Genomic DNA, 18,329 nt, shown 5'->3' with positions numbered 1-18,329 from the left:
TTTTGATGAATGTCAGTGACGTTAAAAATGCAGTCTACTGTTGCCGCTTGAGAGCAGCATGAAATGCGCGGTCGATCTCCTCCTGACGGATGTGACGACCATCCTGAACAACCCATTGTCCGGCAACCATGACGTCCCGAACGGCTTTTGACCCAAGGGCAAAAAGCCAGCGGTCCAGAATTTTTGTCGATGGCGCGGTGGCGATAAAGGCCTCAGCCTCACTTAAAACCACCAGATCGGCAGACGCGCCGATGCTGAGCCCATGCTTTCGTTGGCCCGCTGCCTGTGCGCCGCCTGCCAAGGCGCCCTTGAACAAAGTCTCACCCACGGAGCTGCCGCTGCCAGCTGTTATTCTGTTGCGTCTCTGGTCTCGTAGCCTCTGGCCATATTCGAGCAGGCGCAGTTCTTCGCTGACGCTGGTGGCGACATGGCTGTCCGTTCCAATACCAAAACGGCCATTGGCGCCAAGAAAATCGGTGGCCGGGAATATACCGTCGCCCAAATTGGCTTCGGTTTCCGGGCAAAGACCGGCAACCGCGCCGCTGCGTGCAAGACGCGATGTCTCTTCCGCTGTCATATGGGTCGCGTGAATGGCACACCAGCGTTCATCGACAGGCATTTCATCGAGCAGCCATTGCACTGGTCTGCGACCGCTCCACGCCAGGCAGTCGTCCACTTCCTTCTGCTGTTCGGCAACATGGATATGGATCGGGCCACCGGTTTGTTCGGCGCCGAGAATGGTGTGCATTTCCTCCGGTGTGGCAGCGCGCAGGGAGTGAATTGCCAGCCCCAGGTTAATTGCCGTGCCCGCTCGCTCTTTCTCCAGACGCTCGAGAAGCGTCACAAAATGATCGACTGAGTGAATGAAGGGGCGCTGACCATCGCCGGGGGCTGTGCCCCCAAAACCGGCATGGGCGTAGAAGACCGGGAGATGCGTGAGGCCAATGCCGGATTGCTTTGCAGCATTAAAAATGCGCAGCGACATTTCCGCCGGATCGTCGTAAGCTGTGCCATCTGCCTGATGGTGCAGGTAATGAAATTCTACGATGTGGCCGAAACCACCCTTGAGAAGTTCACTATACAACTTTGCGGCAACTGCTTGCATATCTTCCGGAGAAAGCTGGCCCACAAGGCGATACATAGCGTCACGCCAAGTCCAGAAACTATCCTCGGATGAACTGGAAACCTCGGCGAGACCAGCCATGGCACGCTGAAAAGCGTGTGAATGCAAGTTGGCAATTGCCGGCGCAACCGGGCCTTTTGCCTGCTCTTCGGCATTGGTTTGCGTGGTTTCAGCCTGAATGTCGCTTATTGTTCCATCGTGATCGATGGAAAGCGTGACATTGTTTGCCCAGCCATCAGCCAGAAAAGCACGTTTGCAGAAAAGAGTTCTTGTCGATGCCATCATTGCGCCTCAAGTTGTATATGGAACATTGCAGCTTTTTAGATGACAATCAAGCGGGATATTGAAATAATGGGCTTAAATTTCGGCTGCATATTTTGTATGCAGATGAGGACTGTAACAAGGATGCCATTGTATGCCGCAGGCTGAAGTCGAGGCTATCGTCAAGGATGCCAGCGCACGCGAGGCGCCGCTATACGAGCGTATGAAAGCCCAGATAAAGGCACGTATCGAATCGGGCGAGTGGCCGGTTAACTCGCGTATTCCTTCGGAAAATGAGTTGGTTGACGTTTTGGGTGTCAGCCGCATGACCGCCAACCGGGCGCTGCGGGAGTTGGCCAGTGAAGGCGTGATTGTGCGTGTGCAGGGGCGCGGATCGTTTGTTGCGCCAAAAAAGCGCAGTGCCAAATTTATGGGCGTTCGCAACATTGCCGATGAAATTGCCGAGCGGGGAGCAACACATCGTGCCGAATTGATTCTCGCCCAGAAAGAACCTTGTGGACCGGAATTGGCTGAAGCACTGGAGATCAAGGTCGGAAATATCGCCTTCCACACCATCATCGCGCATCATGAAGATGATGTGCCGATCCAGATCGAGGACCGCTTCGTTAATCCCGATATTGCACCTGACTATCTGGAGCAGGATTTTACGGTCGTGACGCCGAACGCTTTTCTGACGCGGGTCGCACCGATCATACGCACGGAGCAATTCATCGAAGCGGTGTTGCCGCAGCCATGGGAATGCAAGCTTCTTTCGGTGGCGCGGTCAGAACCGTGCCTTCTGGTTCGCCGCCGGACATGGTCGGGAAATCAGGTGGCCTCGTCCGTGAGACTTCTTTACCCGGGCTCGCGGTATCGACTTCAAAGCTCTTTTTAAAATTTCTGGTTGAGCAAAGGTACATCGGTTGGTCGGTTGGATTTTCGACAATCACCGAAGAGGCTGATCGGGTAGACGTTCACTGCCGCTGCTCACCCGATGGACTGGAAGTCATCTACTGAAAAGATGTTCTAAAATAATCGTATTTTTCAGGTCGCCATGGCTTGCGAAGCCGCGTCAACGATGAGATCAACCACTCCAGAAGAGAAAATATATCTCATAAACCGCGAAGTTATATCATGCCAAATCAGAAAAATTTCCTCGTTCCGCAAGCTCACTCTCGACGCCAGTTCCTGGGCCTATCCGCTACGGCGGTCGCCGCGGCTGGATTTGGGTTGACGTCTTCTGGGCTTTTCATTCCGTCTGCCGCACGGGCGCAGGACGCAGGCCCACGCAAGGGTGGCCATCTCGTCATAGCGATGCACTCCGCTTCGAGCTCTGATCACCTTGATCCGGCATCCTACACCATGGCCTATATGTATACTGTAGGCTTCCAGCTTTTTAATACGCTCTTGGAGCTTGGGCCGGATGGAAAGCTGACGAGCGCTTTGGTAGAGACCTGGGAGCCTGCTAATCCGGACGCTAGCAAATGGGTATTTCGTTTGCGGCGAGGCGTGACGTTCCACAATGGCAAGGAATTAACCGCCAAAGACGTCGTTTACTCACTCAATCATCATCGCGGCGAGGACACCAAGTCGGGTGGTAAGGGTGTGCTGCTGGCTGTAAGCGATATTGTGGCATCGGACACCTATGAGATCACAGTTACCCTGACGGCTGGCAATGTGGACTTCCCGTCTGCGTTTCTTGACTACCATCTGGGGATCGGCCCTGAGGGAGAGGATTTCGACAAGGGTATCGGGACCGGTGCGTTTGTTCTTGAGGATTTCCAACCCGGTGTGCGCGCGCTGACGCGGCGTAATCCGAACTACTGGCACCCCGACCGGGCCAATGTCGATTCCGTCGAAACAATTGCGATGGATGATGCAACCGCGCGCGCTGCCGCCCTGATGAGCGGTCAGGCACATATCATCAATGCCGTCGAGCCGCGTATTGTCAGCCGTTTGACAAGCCGGCCAGACATCCAGATTCTTCGCACGCCTGAGAACTCGATGTATTGCTTCCCGATGCGCACAGACTCGGAGCTTCTTAAGAACAATGACCTGCGTCTTGCACTGAAATATGCGATTGACCGAGAGGAGCTCCAGAAAAGCCTGCTCGTCGGCACGGGCGCTGTTGGTAACGACCATCCTATTCCGTCTTGGAACCCGCTTTATTCAAAGGATGTGCCGCAGCGTGCATATGATCCGGAGAAGGCAGCTTTCCATCTGAAAAAGTCCGGTTTCTCTGGCTCTATCCCGCTCAGCGTTTCTGATAATGGCTTCACCGGTTCAGCCGATGCTGCGCAACTGTATCAGGCCTCCGCCGCGAAGGCTGGCATTACGATCGATGTCGAGCGTGTGCCATCGGACGGTTATTGGGATGAGGTCTGGCTTAAAAAGCCATTTGTTGCATCCAATTGGTCCGTGAGGCCAACAGCCGACGCTATGCTTTCCATGCTGCTTCAGAGCGATGCACCCTGGAATGAAACAGGTTGGAAGAACGAGACCTTCGATAAATTGCTGGCAACATCGCGCGTTGAGCTCGACGAGACAAAACGCAAGCAGATCTACCATGATATGCAGGTCCTGATCGTTGAGGAGGGTGGGGAATTGATCCCTGTCTTCACCGACAATCTCGCCGCAGCAAACGGCAAGGTGAAGGGGTATGTTTCCATTCCCGGTGGCGGAGACATGAGTGGCTATCGCCTTGCGGAAAAGGTCTGGCTCGAAGAATAAGCCTTATTTTCCGTCAAGACATGGAAATGGCAGCGATGACCATATAGACGGTTTATCGCTGCCATTTCGTTATACCTTGCAGGCGGAAAAAATGCCGAACCCTGCAAGACCTGACACCGGACTGTGATGACACAAAAGCCAATACAGACAGCGCACAGCGCTCAGACCTCCCAGTTTACATTCCGGCGATCTGCGGCGCGCATCTGGCAAAGCAGCGGATTGATGTCGATGATTGTCCGTCGGCTACTTTTGGGGATTTTTCTGCTTTGGGCTACGTCTGTCGTAATATTTGCGGGAACGCAGATATTGCCCGGTGATGTCGCGACAGCAATGCTTGGTCAGCAGGCAACGCCACAGGCGGTTGAGAGCATTCGCAAAGAGCTTGGCTTGGAGAGGCCTGCTATCCAGCGTTATGGCGAATGGCTTGGGAATGCTGTTCAGGGTGACCTCGGACGCAGCTATTCAAACAGACAGGATATCGCGAAAAGCATCGCGCCTCGCTTAGGCAACACGCTGTATCTGGCTTCAGTATCTGCCCTGTTTGCCATTCCATTGGCGCTTATACTCGGCATCATTTCCGTGCTGTATGCGGGGCGGGCTGTCGACAGAACGATTGCAGTGGCAACTCTTGGCACAATTTCGCTGCCAGAGTTTTTCGTCGCCTACATATTGATCGCTTATCTGGCCGTCTCGCTTGGGCTTTTGCCGTCGAGTGCCTTGGTGACATCATCCATGAGTGGCTGGCAACGGTTGGTTGCGGTGTCGCTTCCCTGTATGACGCTGGTGATTGCCGTAACAGGGCATATGGCGAGAATGACACGTGCCTCTCTGATGGCTGTTATGTCTTCACCCTATATCGAGACTGCGCAGTTAAAAGGCTTGCCGCGGTGGCAAATTCTTTTGAAGCATGCCTTGCCGAACGCCTTATCGCCCGTGGTCAACGTCATTGCACTGAACCTGGCATATCTCGTCGTTGGCGTGGTCGTTGTCGAGGTTATATTTGTTTATCCAGGCATGGGACAATACATGGTCGATCATGTCGCCAAACGTGACGTGCCAGTGGTGCAAGCATGCGGCCTTATCTTTGCTGCCGTTTATATCGGACTGAATATTATTGCCGATGTTATGGTGATGCTGACCAATCCAAGATTGAGGCATCCGCGATGAGACAAAGGACAACTTCACGTCTTCTCGCGGTCATCGGCTTTGGCGGCGTCGCATTCTTTCTTTTCATTGCGGTTTTCGCAAACATCATTGCTCCGCATCCCATATCGGAAATTGTTGGCGGCGTATGGGAAGGCCCCTCGACGCAAGCTCTTCTTGGTACAGATAACATAGGTCGAGATCTTTTGTCCCGGGTTATCTGGGGAACAAGACTGACCTTGTCCATCGCTGGGGCAGCAACCATTCTGGCGTTTGCATTCGGCGTGCCGTTGGGCTTCCTGGCCGCCCTTTCGGGTGGGTGGCGGGACCAGGTGTTATCGCGCACAAATGATCTGCTGATGGCGATACCGACGCTTATTTTCGCTCTGGTTGTTCTGGCTGTGTTGCCCAAGAGTGTGTTTGTGTTGATCTCTGTAATGGCTGTGCTGGAGGCCACACGCGTGTTCCGGGTCAGCCGCGCAATTGCCTCTGACCTTGTTGTGCTAGACTATGTAGAGATTGCGCGCCTGCGCGGCGAAAGCAAACTGTGGATCATCTTTAACGAGATACTTCCCAACGCTATTTCTCCTTTGTTGGCAGAGTTGGGCCTACGTTTCGTCTTCGCCATCCTGTTCTTATCGACCCTGTCGTTTCTCGGCCTTGGTGTTCAGCCTCCGGTGGCTGATTGGGGAAGCCTGGTCAAAGAAAACAAGGATGGTTTGATGTTCGGCGTATTTGCGGCACTCATCCCGGGCGCCACCATCGCGATATTGGCTATCAGCATCAACTTCATTGTTGACTGGATTGGGCAGCGCAAGCGCGGCGTAATGAGAGGCGTCAAAAAGGATGACTGAAATCGCGCTTGAAATTACCGATCTCGAAATCAGATCGGTTGAAGGTATTGTTGTCGACCGTATCGGTTTGCGTCTTCAGAAGGGGCGCGTTCTTGGCCTCATTGGTGAATCCGGTGCTGGCAAATCCACCATCGGCCTTGCGGCACTCGGCTATGTCCGCAATGGTCTTCATATCGCCAGCGGACATATTCTTCTCGACGGAAAAGACATTCTCGCTGCGGGAAAAGGACAAGAACTGCGCGGTTGCAAGGTGACATATGTGGCCCAATCGGCTGCGGCGGCCTTTAATCCTGCCCACAAATTGATCGACCAGGTCATTGAGGCAACCGTCTGGCATGGCGTGATGAAAAAGCCGGATGCACGCAAGCGGGCCATCGAACTCTTTGCAATGCTGGGTCTTCCCGATCCCGATCGTTTTGGTGAACGATATCCCCATCAGGCATCCGGTGGTCAGCTTCAGCGCGCAATGACTGCTATGGCACTTTGCCCGAAACCCGACTTGATCGTCTTCGACGAACCGACGACGGCCCTTGATGTGACGACACAGATTGAAGTGCTTATCGCCATAAAAAATGCGATTGCGACGACCGGAACTGCTGCGCTTTACATCTCCCATGACCTTGCTGTCGTTGCGCAAGTTGCAGACGAGATGATGGTTCTTCGTCATGGGCGCGTGGTCGAAGCCGGGCCAGCGGAAAACCTCCTTGAAGCACCTCAACAGGACTATACAAAACGACTATTGGGGGCCAGGCAGAACGAAACAAAGGAGCGATCATCAGCCACTGCTCTTCTTTCTGTGAAGAACGTATATGCGGCCTATGACCCCTTAGTCCCTGTGCTGAGTGATGTTTCTCTAGATGTTGAAAAAGGGCGTACAACGGCGATTGTCGGGGAATCGGGTTCGGGCAAGTCGACGCTTGCGCGGGTTGTCAGCGGCTTATTGAGTGCGGCGGGTGAGCTTCATTTCGAAGGGGTTCAACTCGCTTCTCGCGTTGATGACCGCCCGAAGGACGTGTTACGCAACATACAGATGATCAGCCAGCTTCCAGACTTGGCACTTAATCCGAACCGGACAGTGGCTGACATTATCGGTCGTCCGCTTAAGTTTTATTTTGGCATGCGGGGCAAAGAACGCCTCAAGGCTGTCGAAGAATTGCTCGAGCTTGTCGAGTTGTCACCAACTCTTCAGGCCCGTTATCCGACAGACCTTTCGGGCGGACAAAAGCAGCGGGTTTGTATTGCTCGCGCTTTGGCTGCACGTCCCAAACTCATGTTGTGTGACGAGCCAACCTCTGCACTTGATCCACTGGTGGCAGAGGGAATTCTCGATTTGCTGCGGCGTGTGCAGGCCGAAAACGGCACGTCATATCTGTTTGTAACCCATGATTTGGCGATTGTGCGCGCAATCGCCGATAAGGTCGCGGTCATGCATAAGGGACGGGTGGTTCGTTACGGACAGAAGGCAGATGTGCTGACCCCGCCATTTGACGATTATACCGGCAAACTTCTCGCATCCGTTCCCCAAATGGCCACGGGGTGGCTCGACAGCGTCGTTGCTGCACGGCAGAGCCTCTAGAAATTTTGATACTGAAAAGGACATTTCGCCATGAGCAAGAAGACAATTATTCTGGACGGAGGCATGGGCCGTGAGCTGGAACGTGTTGGCGCACCATTCCGGCAACCGGAGTGGTCGGCACTGGCACTTATCGAAGGGCCTGAATATGTTCGTAAAGTCCATGACGAATATATTGCAGCCGGCGCGGACGTAATCACGACCAACAGCTATGCCGTTGTTCCTTTTCATATTGGCGAAGATCGCTTTGCCAAAGACGGGCGTACGCTTGCAGCTCTTTCTGGCACTCTGGCGCGTGAAGCCGCCGATGCCGCGCCGCGCAGTGTAAGGGTTGCTGGTTCGCTTCCACCTGTCTTTGGCTCCTACCAGCCTGAACTTTTTGATCCGGCTCGTGCCGGTGAACTGCTCGGAGTACTGGTGGAAGCACTTGAGCCATCGGTGGACTTGTGGCTCACGGAAACGCAGAGCAGTCTTATCGAGGTAAAGGCGGCACATCAGGCCATTCGGCACACAGGCAAGCCGCTCTGGATTTCCTATACATTGCGCGACGATGTTTCTTCCGAAGAAATGGGAGAAGCGCAGCTCAGGTCTGGCGAAACAGTTGCGGACGGCGCCCGCCTTGCCGCAGAACTCGGTGCAGAAGCGCTTCTGTTCAACTGCGCTATGCCAGAGGTCATGGATGCTGCCATTGCGGCCGCAAGCAAGGTCTTTTCGGATCTGGGCAAGGACATCCCTGTCGGAGTTTACGCCAATGCGTTCCCATCACAACAGGGTGATGAAGAAGCAAACGCAACGGTGACAGAAGTTCGTGCTGATCTCGATCCAGAATCTTACGGCAACTGGGCGAAGCGTTGGGTCAATAACGGCGCCTCAATCATTGGCGGCTGCTGCGGCATCGGCACCAACCACATTCATGCTCTTTCAACACGGTATCTTAGCAATTAAAGCAAACGCATAATTGAAGGGCGGCCTATCTGGCCGCCCCTTAGTCTCTCAAGACAAGATACGCGCAGCCGTCAGTGACAACGCCACGACGCCGTTGGCAATGCACCGTTCATCCGGCTGGTAATCCGAGTTGTGCAGCTTGTCGTGGCGGCCCTCCTGAGACGCTCCGATGCCAAGCTGGAATGACGGTACCTTTTCCGCGACCAGAGCGAAGTCTTCGGAACCCAGGCTGGCTTGGCGCTTGAACATCACGTCGCCATATCGCTCGTGGATGGCGGCTGTTGTTGCCTCGATCAAAAATGGGTCCGACACCATTGATGGGACGCCGCGCACGTAATTGACCTCGGTTTTGACACGCATAGAGGCTTCCAACCCAGCGCATATACGGCGCACGGCCGCCTCAATGACATCCCGGGTGCCTGGATCCTGGCAACGAACCGTCCCCATGATCATTACTGAATCTGGAATGATATTGTGAGTGTTGCCGCCATGAATAGCACCGACGGTCAAAACCGCGGTGTGCATGGGATCAACTTCACGCGAAACAATGGTCTGCAGCTGAAGTACGAGCTGAGCCGTAGCGACAATTGGATCGACGGCATGATGAGGCCGTGCAGCATGACCGGATTGTGCGTGCACTGTTATTTCGAACTCGTCAGACGAGCCATTGGCAATGCCTTCAACAAAACTGAAGGTGCCGGTTGGTTCATCCGGATGATTGTGGAAACCAAGGGCCAAGTCGACACCATCGAGGATGCCATCGGCAATCATGGCACGCGCGCCACTTTCCTGCGTTTCTTCTGCAGGCTGGAACATCAGTTTTACATTGCCTGCAAGATGCGGCGCGATTGTTTTCAATACACTGCCGATGCCAATCAAGGTTGCGGTATGCAGATCATGGCCGCAGGCGTGCATCTTGCCTTCGTATACGCTGGCGAAGGGTAGGCCGGTCTGCTCTTCAATAGGCAAGGCATCCATGTCCGCACGAATAACAAGGGTCTTGCCAGGGCGACCACCTTTGATAAATCCGACAACACCGATTCGTCCTACGCCTGTTTGATGTTCGATGCCAAGGCGTTCAAGCTCTTGCGCCACGACATTGGCCGTACGTGTAACGTCAAAACCCGTTTCTGGATGTGCGTGGATATCCCGACGTATCTCGATCAACTGCGGCTCGATTTGGTCTGTGAGGTCCTGAACGACGGATACGAGGTCGTTAATCCGAGCAACATCAGGGGGCGAGACTTTCGTCATGGTCTTTCCAATCAGGCTATGGCGACGTTATCGACAACGTCGGTTTTGTAAGCCCTCGCCATATCAGGATTTTTTCTCTCTAGACAGAGTTTGGCGTGTAAGTTTCTCTTCAAAAATATTGCTGAGCGTTATGCGTGGAGGCGCGCTTTCGCGCGCCTCCATTATTGTCGTTCCATTCTTAGCCAAACATGCTCAGCGATTTTGTTGTCTCAGACGGGCTCTGGGGCTTGTCGTCCTGTTCTTCAGCATGTTTGTGCTGCACAAGTGCGCGGTTTCCGGTGAGCTTGCGAACAAGTACGTAGAACACCGGTGTCATGAAGATACCGAAGAACGTTACCCCGATCATACCCGAGAACACCGCAACGCCCATGGCAGCGCGCATCTCGGCACCTGCGCCAGTGGAGATGACCAGAGGCACCACGCCCATGATGAAGGCGAGCGATGTCATCAAAATAGGACGCAGGCGCAGACGGCTGGCTTCGATCGCCGCAGCAACCGGTGTTTTGCCCTCAAACTCAAGTTCCCGGGCAAATTCCACGATCAGGATCGCATTCTTTGCCGATAGTCCCACAAGAACGATTAGTCCTATCTGGGTGAAGATGTTGTTGTCACCGCCGGTCAGCCACACGCCGGTCAATGCGGCCAGGACACCCATGGGTACGATCATGATGATCGCCAGTGGAAGTGTCAGACTTTCATATTGTGCGGCCAGCACCAGATAGACCAACAGAAGTGCCAGCGGGAAGACGAGGAAGCCTGAGCTTCCAGCCAGGATCTGCTGGTAGGTGAGGTCGGTCCATTCGTAGTCAATGCCGGAAGGCAGTGTTTCAGCGGCTATGCGTTCAATCGCGGCCTGTGCTTCACCAGATGAGAAGCCTGGGGCTGGACCACCATTGATATCGGCCGAGAGGAAGCCGTTATAACGGTTTGTACGTTCCGGACCGGTTGTGGCATCCACCTTCAGCAGAGCTGACAGGGGGATCATTTCGCCGCTTGCCGAGCGTACCTTCAGCTGGCCGATATCCTCGGACTGCGAGCGGAACTTGGCATCAGCCTGCACCCGCACGCTGTAAGTACGGCCAAACGCGTTGAAGTCGTTGACGTAGAGTGAGCCCAGATAGATCTGCAGGGTTTCGAAAACGTCAGTGACTGAGACGCCAAGCTGTTCTGCCTTGGCACGATCCAAGTCCGCGTAAAGCTGCGGCACATTGATCTGGTAGCTTGAGAACAAACCAGCCAGTTCCGGAGCCTGATAGGCCTTTGCAAGGAATGCCTTGTTGGCTTCATCAAGTGCCTGGTAACCGAAGCCAGCCCGGTCTTCGAGTTGCAGTTTGAAGCCACCTGTTGTGCCAAGGCCGTTGACCGGTGGTGGCGGGAACATGGCGATAAATGCATCCTGGATTGCGCCGAATTTCTGGTTGAGCGACATGGCAATCGCACCGCCGGAAAGATCGGCCGTATTGCGCTCCTCAAACGGGCTCAAGGCAACAAACACCACGCCTGCATTCGAGCTGTTGGTAAAGCCGTTGATCGACAAGCCCGGGAAGGCAATGGCGTGTTCGACGCCTGGCTGTGCCAAGGCAATCTCACTCATGCGCTTAATGACGTCTTCTGTGCGGTCAAGGCTGGCAGCGTCAGGCAACTGGGCAAAGCCAATCAGATACTGCTTGTCCTGTGCGGGCACGAAGCCACCGGGCACGGCATTGAAGATGCCGTAGGTTGCACCGGCCAGCGCCATGTAGACAAACATGACGACACTCTTGCGTGACAGCAAGCCACCAACGCTGCGACCGTAACCATTGGACGCAGCACCAAAGCCACGGTTGAACAGGCGGAAGAAACCACCGAACACCTTGTCCATGCCACGTGTCAGCCAGTCTTTTGGAGCGTGGTGCCCCTTAAGCAACAAAGCAGCCAGAGCTGGAGACAATGTCAGGGAGTTGATAGCCGAGATAACCGTTGAAATGGCGATGGTCAGCGCAAACTGGCGATAGAACTGGCCAGAAAGACCAGAGATAAACGCCAGTGGCACAAACACCGCAACGAGAACCAGTGCAATCGCGATGATCGGACCGGACACTTCCTTCATGGCGCGGTAGGTTGCCTCGCGTGGAGACAGTCCGTTTTCGATGTTGCGTTCGACGTTTTCGACCACAACGATGGCATCGTCCACCACAATGCCGATTGCCAGCACAAGCCCGAACAGACTGAGTGCGTTAATCGAGAAGCCAAAGACATACATGACCGCAAATGTACCGATGATCGAAACCGGAACGGCAATCAGCGGGATGATCGAGGCGCGCCATGTCTGCAGGAACAGGATCACGACCACCACCACAAGCGCAACGGCTTCCAGCAGCGTATCAATAACCTTGTCGATGGACGAGCGGACAAACTGTGTGGTGTCGTAGACGATTTCGTACTTCACGCCGTCAGGCATTGCCTTTTGCAGTTCTGTCATGGTGGCAGAAACGCTGTCGGAAATGGCAATGGCGTTGGAGCCGGGAGCCTGGAAAACCGGAATGGCAACGGCAGATTCACCGTCCAGCAATGAGCGCAGTGAATAGTCGGAAGCACCGAGTTCAACGCGAGCAACATCCCGCAGACGGGTGATCGCACCGTTTGAGCCGCTCTTGACGATGATATTGCCAAATTCTTCCGGCGTGCTCAGACGGCCCTGTGCATTGACATTGAGCTGCATGTCGATGCCAGACAGGTTGGGTGAAGCGCCGATAATACCAGCGGCTGCCTGCACGTTCTGGGAACGGATGGCATTGGTGATGTCGGCGGCGGCAAGACCATGTTCTGCTGCCTTTTGCGGGTCGAGCCAGATGCGCATGGAGTAGTCGCCCGCGCCGAAGATCTGTACCTGACCAACACCTTCGATGCGTGCCAGCCGGTCCTTGATGTTCAAAACGGCATAGTTACGCAGGTACGTCAGGTCGTAACGATCACCTGGCGAAACCAGGTGGATCACCATCATCAGATCGGGAGAGCTTTTGACGGTTGTTACGCCAAGGCTGCGTACCTCTGAAGGCAAGCGGGGTTCAGCCTGCGAAACACGGTTCTGCACCAACTGTTGTGCCTTGTCGGGATCGGTGCCTAGCTTGAAGGTGACTGTCAGCGTCATCACGCCGTCAGACGTGGCCTGGCTGGACATGTATAGCATGTCTTCGACGCCGTTGATCTGTTCTTCAAGCGGTGTTGCCACCGTTTCGGCAATGACCTTGGGATTGGCGCCAGGGTAGGTGGCGCGCACGACGATCGATGGTGGCACGACTTCCGGATATTCGGAAATTGGCAGAGCGCGCATACCAAGTAGGCCCGCAACCACGATCAGTACCGACAGAACGGCGGCGAAGACCGGTCGATCGACAAAAAATCTGGAGATGTTCATAACAAAGTCCTCTCCGGTTAAATTCTGGATACAGAGAGCCGTTTCGGTGGCACCGGACCACCAAATGGCGAATTTTTTGGGATGATTGGGCGAGGCGGGTCAGGCCCGCCTTTGCCCTTTGGTTATTGTGATGCTGCGACGGTCTCTTCGGCCTGTGGCGCAATGGTGGCGCCGGGGCGAATCCGCTGCAGGCCATTCACGACGATCGTGTCACCGGCGGAAAGACCGCTTTCGATGATGCGTGCGCCTTCGGCTGCCCCACCCGGCTTGACCTGGCGGTAGCTGACCTTGTTTTCACCGTCGACAATGAAGACGAACTTCTTGTCCTGATCTGTTCCGATGGCGCGGTCGCTGATGACGATATGGTTTTCAGCCTTTGGCTGACCCATGCGGACACGAACGAACTGGCCGGGGATCAGGCGACCATCGGGATTGTCGAAGATGGCGCGCACACCAATTGTGCCACTGGCTGCATCGACCTGGTTATCAACGAGGTGCAGTGTACCCTTGATCGGTGTTCCCTCATCGGCGAGCGTACCGGCCTCGACGGGGATTTGTTCAAGCGCAGGGATTGCCGAAGCGGAAACAGGCAGTTGCGACAGCGCCTTTGCGACCATTTCTTCGCTGGCATTAAAGCTGGCATAGATCGGATCGACGGATACCAGTGTGGTCAAGGCCGGTGCAGCAGAACCGGCAGCAACCAGGTTGCCAACGGTGATTTCAAGTTTGCCGACCTTGCCGGAAACAGGCGCGCGGATTTCGGTGTAACCGAGGTCAATTTGCGCGGTCGTCAATGCAGCACGAGCGGCGCGCAGTTGCGCTTCGGCTTCGGCGAATGCGCCCTGACGCTGGTCCATGTCACTTTGTGAAATGGTGCGGTTATCCGACAGTCTGCGACCACGTTCGAGTTCTGTACGAGCCAGACCAATCTTTGCCTCGGCTGCTGCAACCTGTGCTTCTGCGCCCGCCAGAGTTGCCTGGAATGGTGCCGGATCGATAGTGAAGAGGGCATCGCCCGCCTTGACGAGGGCACCTTCGCGGAAATGAACCGATTGCACCTGACCGGCGACGCGTGAGCGTATCTGCACACGTTCTACCGCTTCCAAACGTCCGGAAAATTCTTCCCACCGCATGACATCACGGCTTTGTACCGTTGCCACTGTCACCGGAATTGCTGGTGCTTCGGCAGGTGTCGAGGCCGCAGTTGCATTGGTCTGCGTGCTCATTTCAAAAAGTAAAGCTGCGGCTGCAACGGACACAGCAAGGCTTATGCCGGCACCCGTCAGGGCCCAGCGCTTGTTTTTCAGCGTCATGGGTTTCTCCTTGGCCCTGCGTCAGGGCCGATCAGTGATATGAAAATGCTGTTTTAATGTTTCAGTTCTGCAATAAAGGCGTTGAATTCGGTACAGACGGTTGGCAACCACTGACCTCCTCCTCCGCGATAAAGTTCCGTCCAGCCTTCGCCAGCGGGGAATACATGTTGTCTTACAAAAGTGCCCGCGTCACGCAGCCTGTCGGCATAATTGACGGTCTCATCACGTAGCGGGTCGTCCTCGGCAGTGAACACCAGCGCTGGCGCGACCTTGCTGAGCCGTGTGCACTGGCAAGGAGCAGCATAAGGATGGAAAAAGCCACACGCTTTTGCCAGATAGTGACTCCACCCATCAGCCCAGCGTTGTCGCATGCCTATGCTGTCGGCATTGCGGAATGACGCTGTTGCCATCATCGGATCAATCATAGGAGAGAGCAGGATCTGACCTGTCAGTTCTCCGGGCATGCGGTCACGTGCCTTGAGCGCTAGTCCTGCTGCGACATTGCCGCCGGCCTCTTCACCAGCCACAAACAGCTGAGACTTTGCACCGCCATATTGTTTCCGGTGGTTGTAAAGACAGTTCAATGCCTCAAATGCGCAATCAATGGCCTGAGGAAACTCATTGTTCGACGGTGTAATATAATCCGCCTCGACAACGATCGCACCCGTTTCGGCCAACGCTCTCGCGACAGGCAGTTCCGGACATTGACCGCTTTGTTCCTGAAACGAACCGCCACGCAGGTAAAGGATCAGCGGCGGTGTGCGTGAGACAGTCTCATTTTGATAAAGACGCACAGAGAGACAGGGGGTATCAGCCCCGCCAATCTCAATGTTTTTCCAATACGTCTTCATCGTGTTTTGTCCGGTTTCGGTAGTGACTCGCACGCCACTTGCCATAAATCATGAAATGCATATTATTGTTCGGATAAAATCGATCAAGCATGCATAATTGAAAACACTATTCCAAAATTCGGAACAATAGGGCGAAAATGAAAGGATGTCGGCGTGGATCAGTTGTCGGCGATGCGTGTATTTGTGCGAGTTGTTGAGACCGGCAACTTTTCCCGTGCTGCGGATTCGCTTAATATGCCCAAAACCACGGTCACGAACATGGTGCAGGGGTTGGAAGCGCATCTGCGTACAACGCTGCTGAACCGCACGACGCGACGGGTGATGCTGACGACGGATGGTGCACTCTATTATGAACGCGCCATTCAGATCATCTCGGAAATTGACGAACTCGACGGCAGCCTTTCCAACGCGCAGGTCCAACCCTCCGGGCGGTTGCGCGTCGAAATGGCAGGGGCCTTTGCCGACCTTGTGGTTATTCCCAACGTCTGCTCCTTTCACGAGAAATACCCGCTGATCAAGTTGGATCTGGGTGTCGGCGACCGATTGGTGGACTACATCGCCGAAAACGTTGATTGCGCTTTGCGGGTCGGTACGCCGCGAGACCAGTCGCTGATCGCGCGCAAGGTTTCAGAACTGAGGCTGGCCTCTTACGTTGCACCACGCTATCTGGAAAAATTCGGATCGCCGCAGCATCCGCAAGAGCTTGAAGATAAACATTTTTGTATCGGCTATCTGAACGCAGTGTCCGGGCAGATCATGACCATGGATTTCGAAAAAGACGGCCAGAAACTTGAGATCGCGCCCAACTACATCATGTCCGTCAATGACAGTCGAACCTATCTCAATGCCGCGGTTGCCGGAATGGGTGTGGCACAGCTTGCACCCTTCATGGCCGATGATGCCATAAAGCGCGGTGAGCTTTTGCCCGTCTTGTCCGATTGGGAACATGAAAGCTTGCCGATTTATATCGTCTATCCACAGACACGCCATGTGACGAACAAGGTAAGGGTATTCGTCGACTGGCTGGCACGGCTGATGCACAATCTTGATGTAAAGACTCCAGCCTGATCGCTGTGTCTCAGGCCCGCTCGCCGTTTTCCGCATAAATGCGGGCATAGGCTGCGAGGATGAAACGTTCAGCCTGGAGGAGATATTTTTCCAGGCTCTCAGCTGCGGTGGCCGCGGCTCCGCGCTCCAATTGGCTAAGGATCGTCTGATTCTGGTCGATATAGGGTCCGTGCAAATACTCAGGATCACGCAACAAGCCAAAGACCAGGCGCAGCTCCAGCGATATCTGGCCATAAAATGCGGTCAGGCGCGGGCTGTCTGCCAATTGCACGATTGCTGAGTGAAAAGCAATGTCGGCGCTGCCGACGCCCAGCCATTCACCCGCTTCACGGTGGCGTTTGGCGGTTTCGACGGCTTCGCGCATGACTGAAACGCTGGGGTGGCGCGGATGGGCCTGCGCCAATGCCGGGCACTCGATAAAACGTCTGACGCGGTAAATGTCGATAATTGTCGCCATGCTGGGTGTTGAAACGAATACGCCGCGGTTGGCTTCATAACGCAGTAGGCCTTCTTTGGTCAGCAGTCTGAAAACCTCGCGCAAGGTGTTGCGCGACACCTGCAGCTCCTCGCCCAGCGCAATTTCCGAAAGATGGCTGCCGGGGGGCAGGGTGCCGGATACAACGCGTTCGCGTATGCGGGAAGCTGTGGTTTCCGCGAGCGTTTGCACCGGCTCAGTCGAGGCCGCCGTTGTGCTCACGGATTTCGCCTTCTTCATCTGCGTTCCCAACATGCTGGTGTCTTTCTGCGCTTCAGGAAAGGGCCGGCTGTGACGGCAACGATATTGATGAAGCGCGCGCAATCTATGCGCCGTGGTGCGAGGCTTCAAGCGAGATAAGTGCTATAATGGCTGCTAAGACAAGAAAAAATAACCTGCAACACAAAATAAGTGCTTATTTTATGTGCATAATTTTATTTTTTGTAGGTTGATAATGAAAGATTGTTCAACAGTATGGACATGATTGTTGCCCTTTGCTAGATTTTGCTGATGGTTGACCCCGCAGGTGGTCGGCTTTTTGCCATTCTCCGCTCTCGATGGGTTATTGATGCTGACATTCGATCTGAACAGCGATCTCGGTGAAAGTTTTGGTCCCTGGGCGATGGGAGATGACGTGGCGATGCTGGACATTGTCAGCAGCGCCAATGTCGCCTGCGGCTTCCATGCCGGTGATCCGGCCGGAATTTTGCGGACGTTGCAACAGGCGAAAGCCAAAGGCGTCGTGATCGGCGCTCACGTCGGTTACCGCGACCTCGCAGGTTTTGGTCGACGCAATATGGATCCGACAAGCGAAGAACTGGTTGGCGATGTCATCTATCAGATTGGTGCGTTGAAGGGCCTTTCGACCGCCGCCGGTACCCGTGTCGATTATGTAAAGCCACACGGCGCGCTTTATAACACGATTGCCTTTGATGAACGTCAGGCGGCTGATGTGATCAAGGCAATTCTTAGTGTTGATCCCGAACTTGTGTTGATGGCGCTTGCTGGCTCCCCCTTGATCGAGCAGGCGCGTGTCGCGGGCCTTCGCGTTGTCGCTGAAGCTTTTGCCGATCGTGCCTATACTGCCGACGGAAAGCTTGTGTCGCGCCGTGAAAAAGGTGCCGTCCTGCATGATCCTGACGTGGTGGCGCAACGCATGTTGCGACTGGTGCGTGAGGGTGTTGTTCAGTCCATCACTGGAACTGACGCTCGGGTCGAGGCGCAGTCGATCTGCGTGCACGGCGATAGCCCGGATGCAGTCTCGATGGCAGCCCGCCTGCGTGCCGTGTTTGCGGAAGAAGGCGTATCCATCCGGTCCTTCGTCGCAGAAGGACACGCCTGA

At 54.8% G+C, this 18,329-nt stretch carries 14 protein-coding genes; 8 read left to right on the top strand and 6 right to left on the bottom strand.

Features of this window, described 5'->3' with window-relative positions; genetic code table 11:
• Positions 1-34: 34 nt before the first annotated feature.
• Positions 35-1,405, bottom strand: a complete 1,371-nt coding sequence (hutF, locus tag M2418_RS25270; protein ID WP_405049488.1) for a formimidoylglutamate deiminase — start codon at positions 1,403-1,405, stop codon at positions 35-37.
• 133 nt (positions 1,406-1,538) lie between these two features.
• On the opposite strand from hutF, the gene hutC reads away from it, so the two are divergent.
• The 6 genes from hutC (at position 1,539) to M2418_RS25240 (ending at position 8,629) form a co-directional block, all read left to right on the top strand.
• Complete coding sequence (gene hutC, locus M2418_RS25265) at positions 1,539-2,279, top strand: histidine utilization repressor (RefSeq protein WP_259149792.1); 741 nt, start codon at positions 1,539-1,541, stop codon at positions 2,277-2,279.
• A 239-nt stretch (positions 2,280-2,518) separates the two neighbouring features.
• The gene (locus tag M2418_RS25260; protein ID WP_259149791.1) at positions 2,519-4,114 is read left to right on the top strand and encodes an ABC transporter substrate-binding protein; all 1,596 of its coding nucleotides are present in this window, start codon (positions 2,519-2,521) and stop codon (positions 4,112-4,114) included.
• Between the two features lie 222 nt (positions 4,115-4,336).
• Complete coding sequence (locus M2418_RS25255) at positions 4,337-5,281, top strand: ABC transporter permease (protein WP_259149790.1); 945 nt, start codon at positions 4,337-4,339, stop codon at positions 5,279-5,281.
• On the top strand, positions 5,278-6,111 hold the full coding sequence (locus M2418_RS25250; RefSeq protein WP_259149788.1) for an ABC transporter permease: 834 nt from the start codon (positions 5,278-5,280) through the stop codon (positions 6,109-6,111). Before M2418_RS25255 ends, M2418_RS25250 begins: the two co-directional genes overlap by 4 nt.
• Positions 6,104-7,687 (top strand): ABC transporter ATP-binding protein, encoded by a 1,584-nt coding sequence (locus tag M2418_RS25245; RefSeq protein WP_259149787.1) that lies wholly within the window; start codon positions 6,104-6,106, stop codon positions 7,685-7,687. The genes M2418_RS25250 and M2418_RS25245 overlap by 8 nt, the downstream gene beginning before the upstream one ends.
• Before the next feature lie 30 nt (positions 7,688-7,717).
• Positions 7,718-8,629, top strand: coding sequence for a homocysteine S-methyltransferase family protein (locus M2418_RS25240; RefSeq protein WP_259149785.1), 912 nt, complete (start codon positions 7,718-7,720; stop codon positions 8,627-8,629).
• A 48-nt stretch (positions 8,630-8,677) separates the two neighbouring features.
• On the opposite strand, the gene M2418_RS25235 is transcribed toward M2418_RS25240, so the two are convergent.
• The 4 genes from M2418_RS25235 to M2418_RS25220 all read right to left on the bottom strand — a co-directional run bounded on the left by M2418_RS25235 (position 8,678) and on the right by M2418_RS25220 (position 15,444).
• The gene (locus tag M2418_RS25235; RefSeq protein WP_259149783.1) at positions 8,678-9,883 is read right to left on the bottom strand and encodes a M20 family metallopeptidase; all 1,206 of its coding nucleotides are present in this window, start codon (positions 9,881-9,883) and stop codon (positions 8,678-8,680) included.
• Between the two features lie 178 nt (positions 9,884-10,061).
• A complete protein-coding gene (locus tag M2418_RS25230) occupies positions 10,062-13,280 on the bottom strand; it encodes an efflux RND transporter permease subunit (protein ID WP_259149782.1) in 3,219 nt (1,072 codons plus the stop codon).
• Between the two features lie 122 nt (positions 13,281-13,402).
• On the bottom strand, positions 13,403-14,593 hold the full coding sequence (locus tag M2418_RS25225) for an efflux RND transporter periplasmic adaptor subunit (RefSeq protein WP_259149781.1): 1,191 nt from the start codon (positions 14,591-14,593) through the stop codon (positions 13,403-13,405).
• A 53-nt stretch (positions 14,594-14,646) separates the two neighbouring features.
• Positions 14,647-15,444, bottom strand: a complete 798-nt coding sequence (locus tag M2418_RS25220; protein WP_250985697.1) for an alpha/beta hydrolase fold domain-containing protein — start codon at positions 15,442-15,444, stop codon at positions 14,647-14,649.
• Between the two features lie 153 nt (positions 15,445-15,597).
• Here M2418_RS25220 and M2418_RS25215 point away from each other — a divergent pair, with 153 nt between their 5' ends.
• Complete coding sequence (locus M2418_RS25215) at positions 15,598-16,512, top strand: LysR family transcriptional regulator (RefSeq protein WP_259149780.1); 915 nt, start codon at positions 15,598-15,600, stop codon at positions 16,510-16,512.
• 10 nt (positions 16,513-16,522) lie between these two features.
• Here M2418_RS25215 and M2418_RS25210 read toward each other — a convergent pair whose 3' ends face one another.
• Positions 16,523-17,227, bottom strand: coding sequence for a GntR family transcriptional regulator (locus tag M2418_RS25210; protein ID WP_259149779.1), 705 nt, complete (start codon positions 17,225-17,227; stop codon positions 16,523-16,525).
• A 328-nt stretch (positions 17,228-17,555) separates the two neighbouring features.
• Between M2418_RS25210 and M2418_RS25205 the strand changes: the two genes are divergently transcribed.
• Entirely contained in the window at positions 17,556-18,329 is a 774-nt protein-coding gene (locus M2418_RS25205) for a LamB/YcsF family protein (protein ID WP_259149778.1), read from the top strand.

Source organism: Rhizobium sp. BIGb0125 (genome assembly GCF_024810055.1).
Lineage (GTDB): Bacteria > Pseudomonadota > Alphaproteobacteria > Rhizobiales > Rhizobiaceae > Agrobacterium.
Note: the sequence above shows the minus strand (reverse complement) of the source record. Positions and strands in the feature narration are given on the sequence as shown.

What these genes read in the sequence shown, in the direction of transcription:
- M2418_RS25230 (WP_259149782.1), bottom strand. Translation starts at nt 13,280, where the DNA reads ATGAACATCTCCAGATTTTTTGTCGATCGACCGGTCTTCGCCGCCGTT.
- M2418_RS25260 (WP_259149791.1), top strand. Translation starts at nt 2,519, where the DNA reads ATGCCAAATCAGAAAAATTTCCTCGTTCCGCAAGCTCACTCTCGACGC.
- M2418_RS25255 (WP_259149790.1), top strand. Translation starts at nt 4,337, where the DNA reads ATGTCGATGATTGTCCGTCGGCTACTTTTGGGGATTTTTCTGCTTTGG.
- M2418_RS25225 (WP_259149781.1), bottom strand. Translation starts at nt 14,593, where the DNA reads ATGACGCTGAAAAACAAGCGCTGGGCCCTGACGGGTGCCGGCATAAGC.
- M2418_RS25220 (WP_250985697.1), bottom strand. Translation starts at nt 15,444, where the DNA reads ATGAAGACGTATTGGAAAAACATTGAGATTGGCGGGGCTGATACCCCC.
- M2418_RS25210 (WP_259149779.1), bottom strand. Translation starts at nt 17,227, where the DNA reads ATGAAGAAGGCGAAATCCGTGAGCACAACGGCGGCCTCGACTGAGCCG.
- M2418_RS25245 (WP_259149787.1), top strand. Translation starts at nt 6,104, where the DNA reads ATGACTGAAATCGCGCTTGAAATTACCGATCTCGAAATCAGATCGGTT.
- M2418_RS25240 (WP_259149785.1), top strand. Translation starts at nt 7,718, where the DNA reads ATGAGCAAGAAGACAATTATTCTGGACGGAGGCATGGGCCGTGAGCTG.
- hutC (WP_259149792.1), top strand. Translation starts at nt 1,539, where the DNA reads ATGCCGCAGGCTGAAGTCGAGGCTATCGTCAAGGATGCCAGCGCACGC.
- hutF (WP_405049488.1), bottom strand. Translation starts at nt 1,405, where the DNA reads ATGGCATCGACAAGAACTCTTTTCTGCAAACGTGCTTTTCTGGCTGAT.
- M2418_RS25250 (WP_259149788.1), top strand. Translation starts at nt 5,278, where the DNA reads ATGAGACAAAGGACAACTTCACGTCTTCTCGCGGTCATCGGCTTTGGC.
- M2418_RS25235 (WP_259149783.1), bottom strand. Translation starts at nt 9,883, where the DNA reads ATGACGAAAGTCTCGCCCCCTGATGTTGCTCGGATTAACGACCTCGTA.
- M2418_RS25205 (WP_259149778.1), top strand. Translation starts at nt 17,556, where the DNA reads ATGCTGACATTCGATCTGAACAGCGATCTCGGTGAAAGTTTTGGTCCC.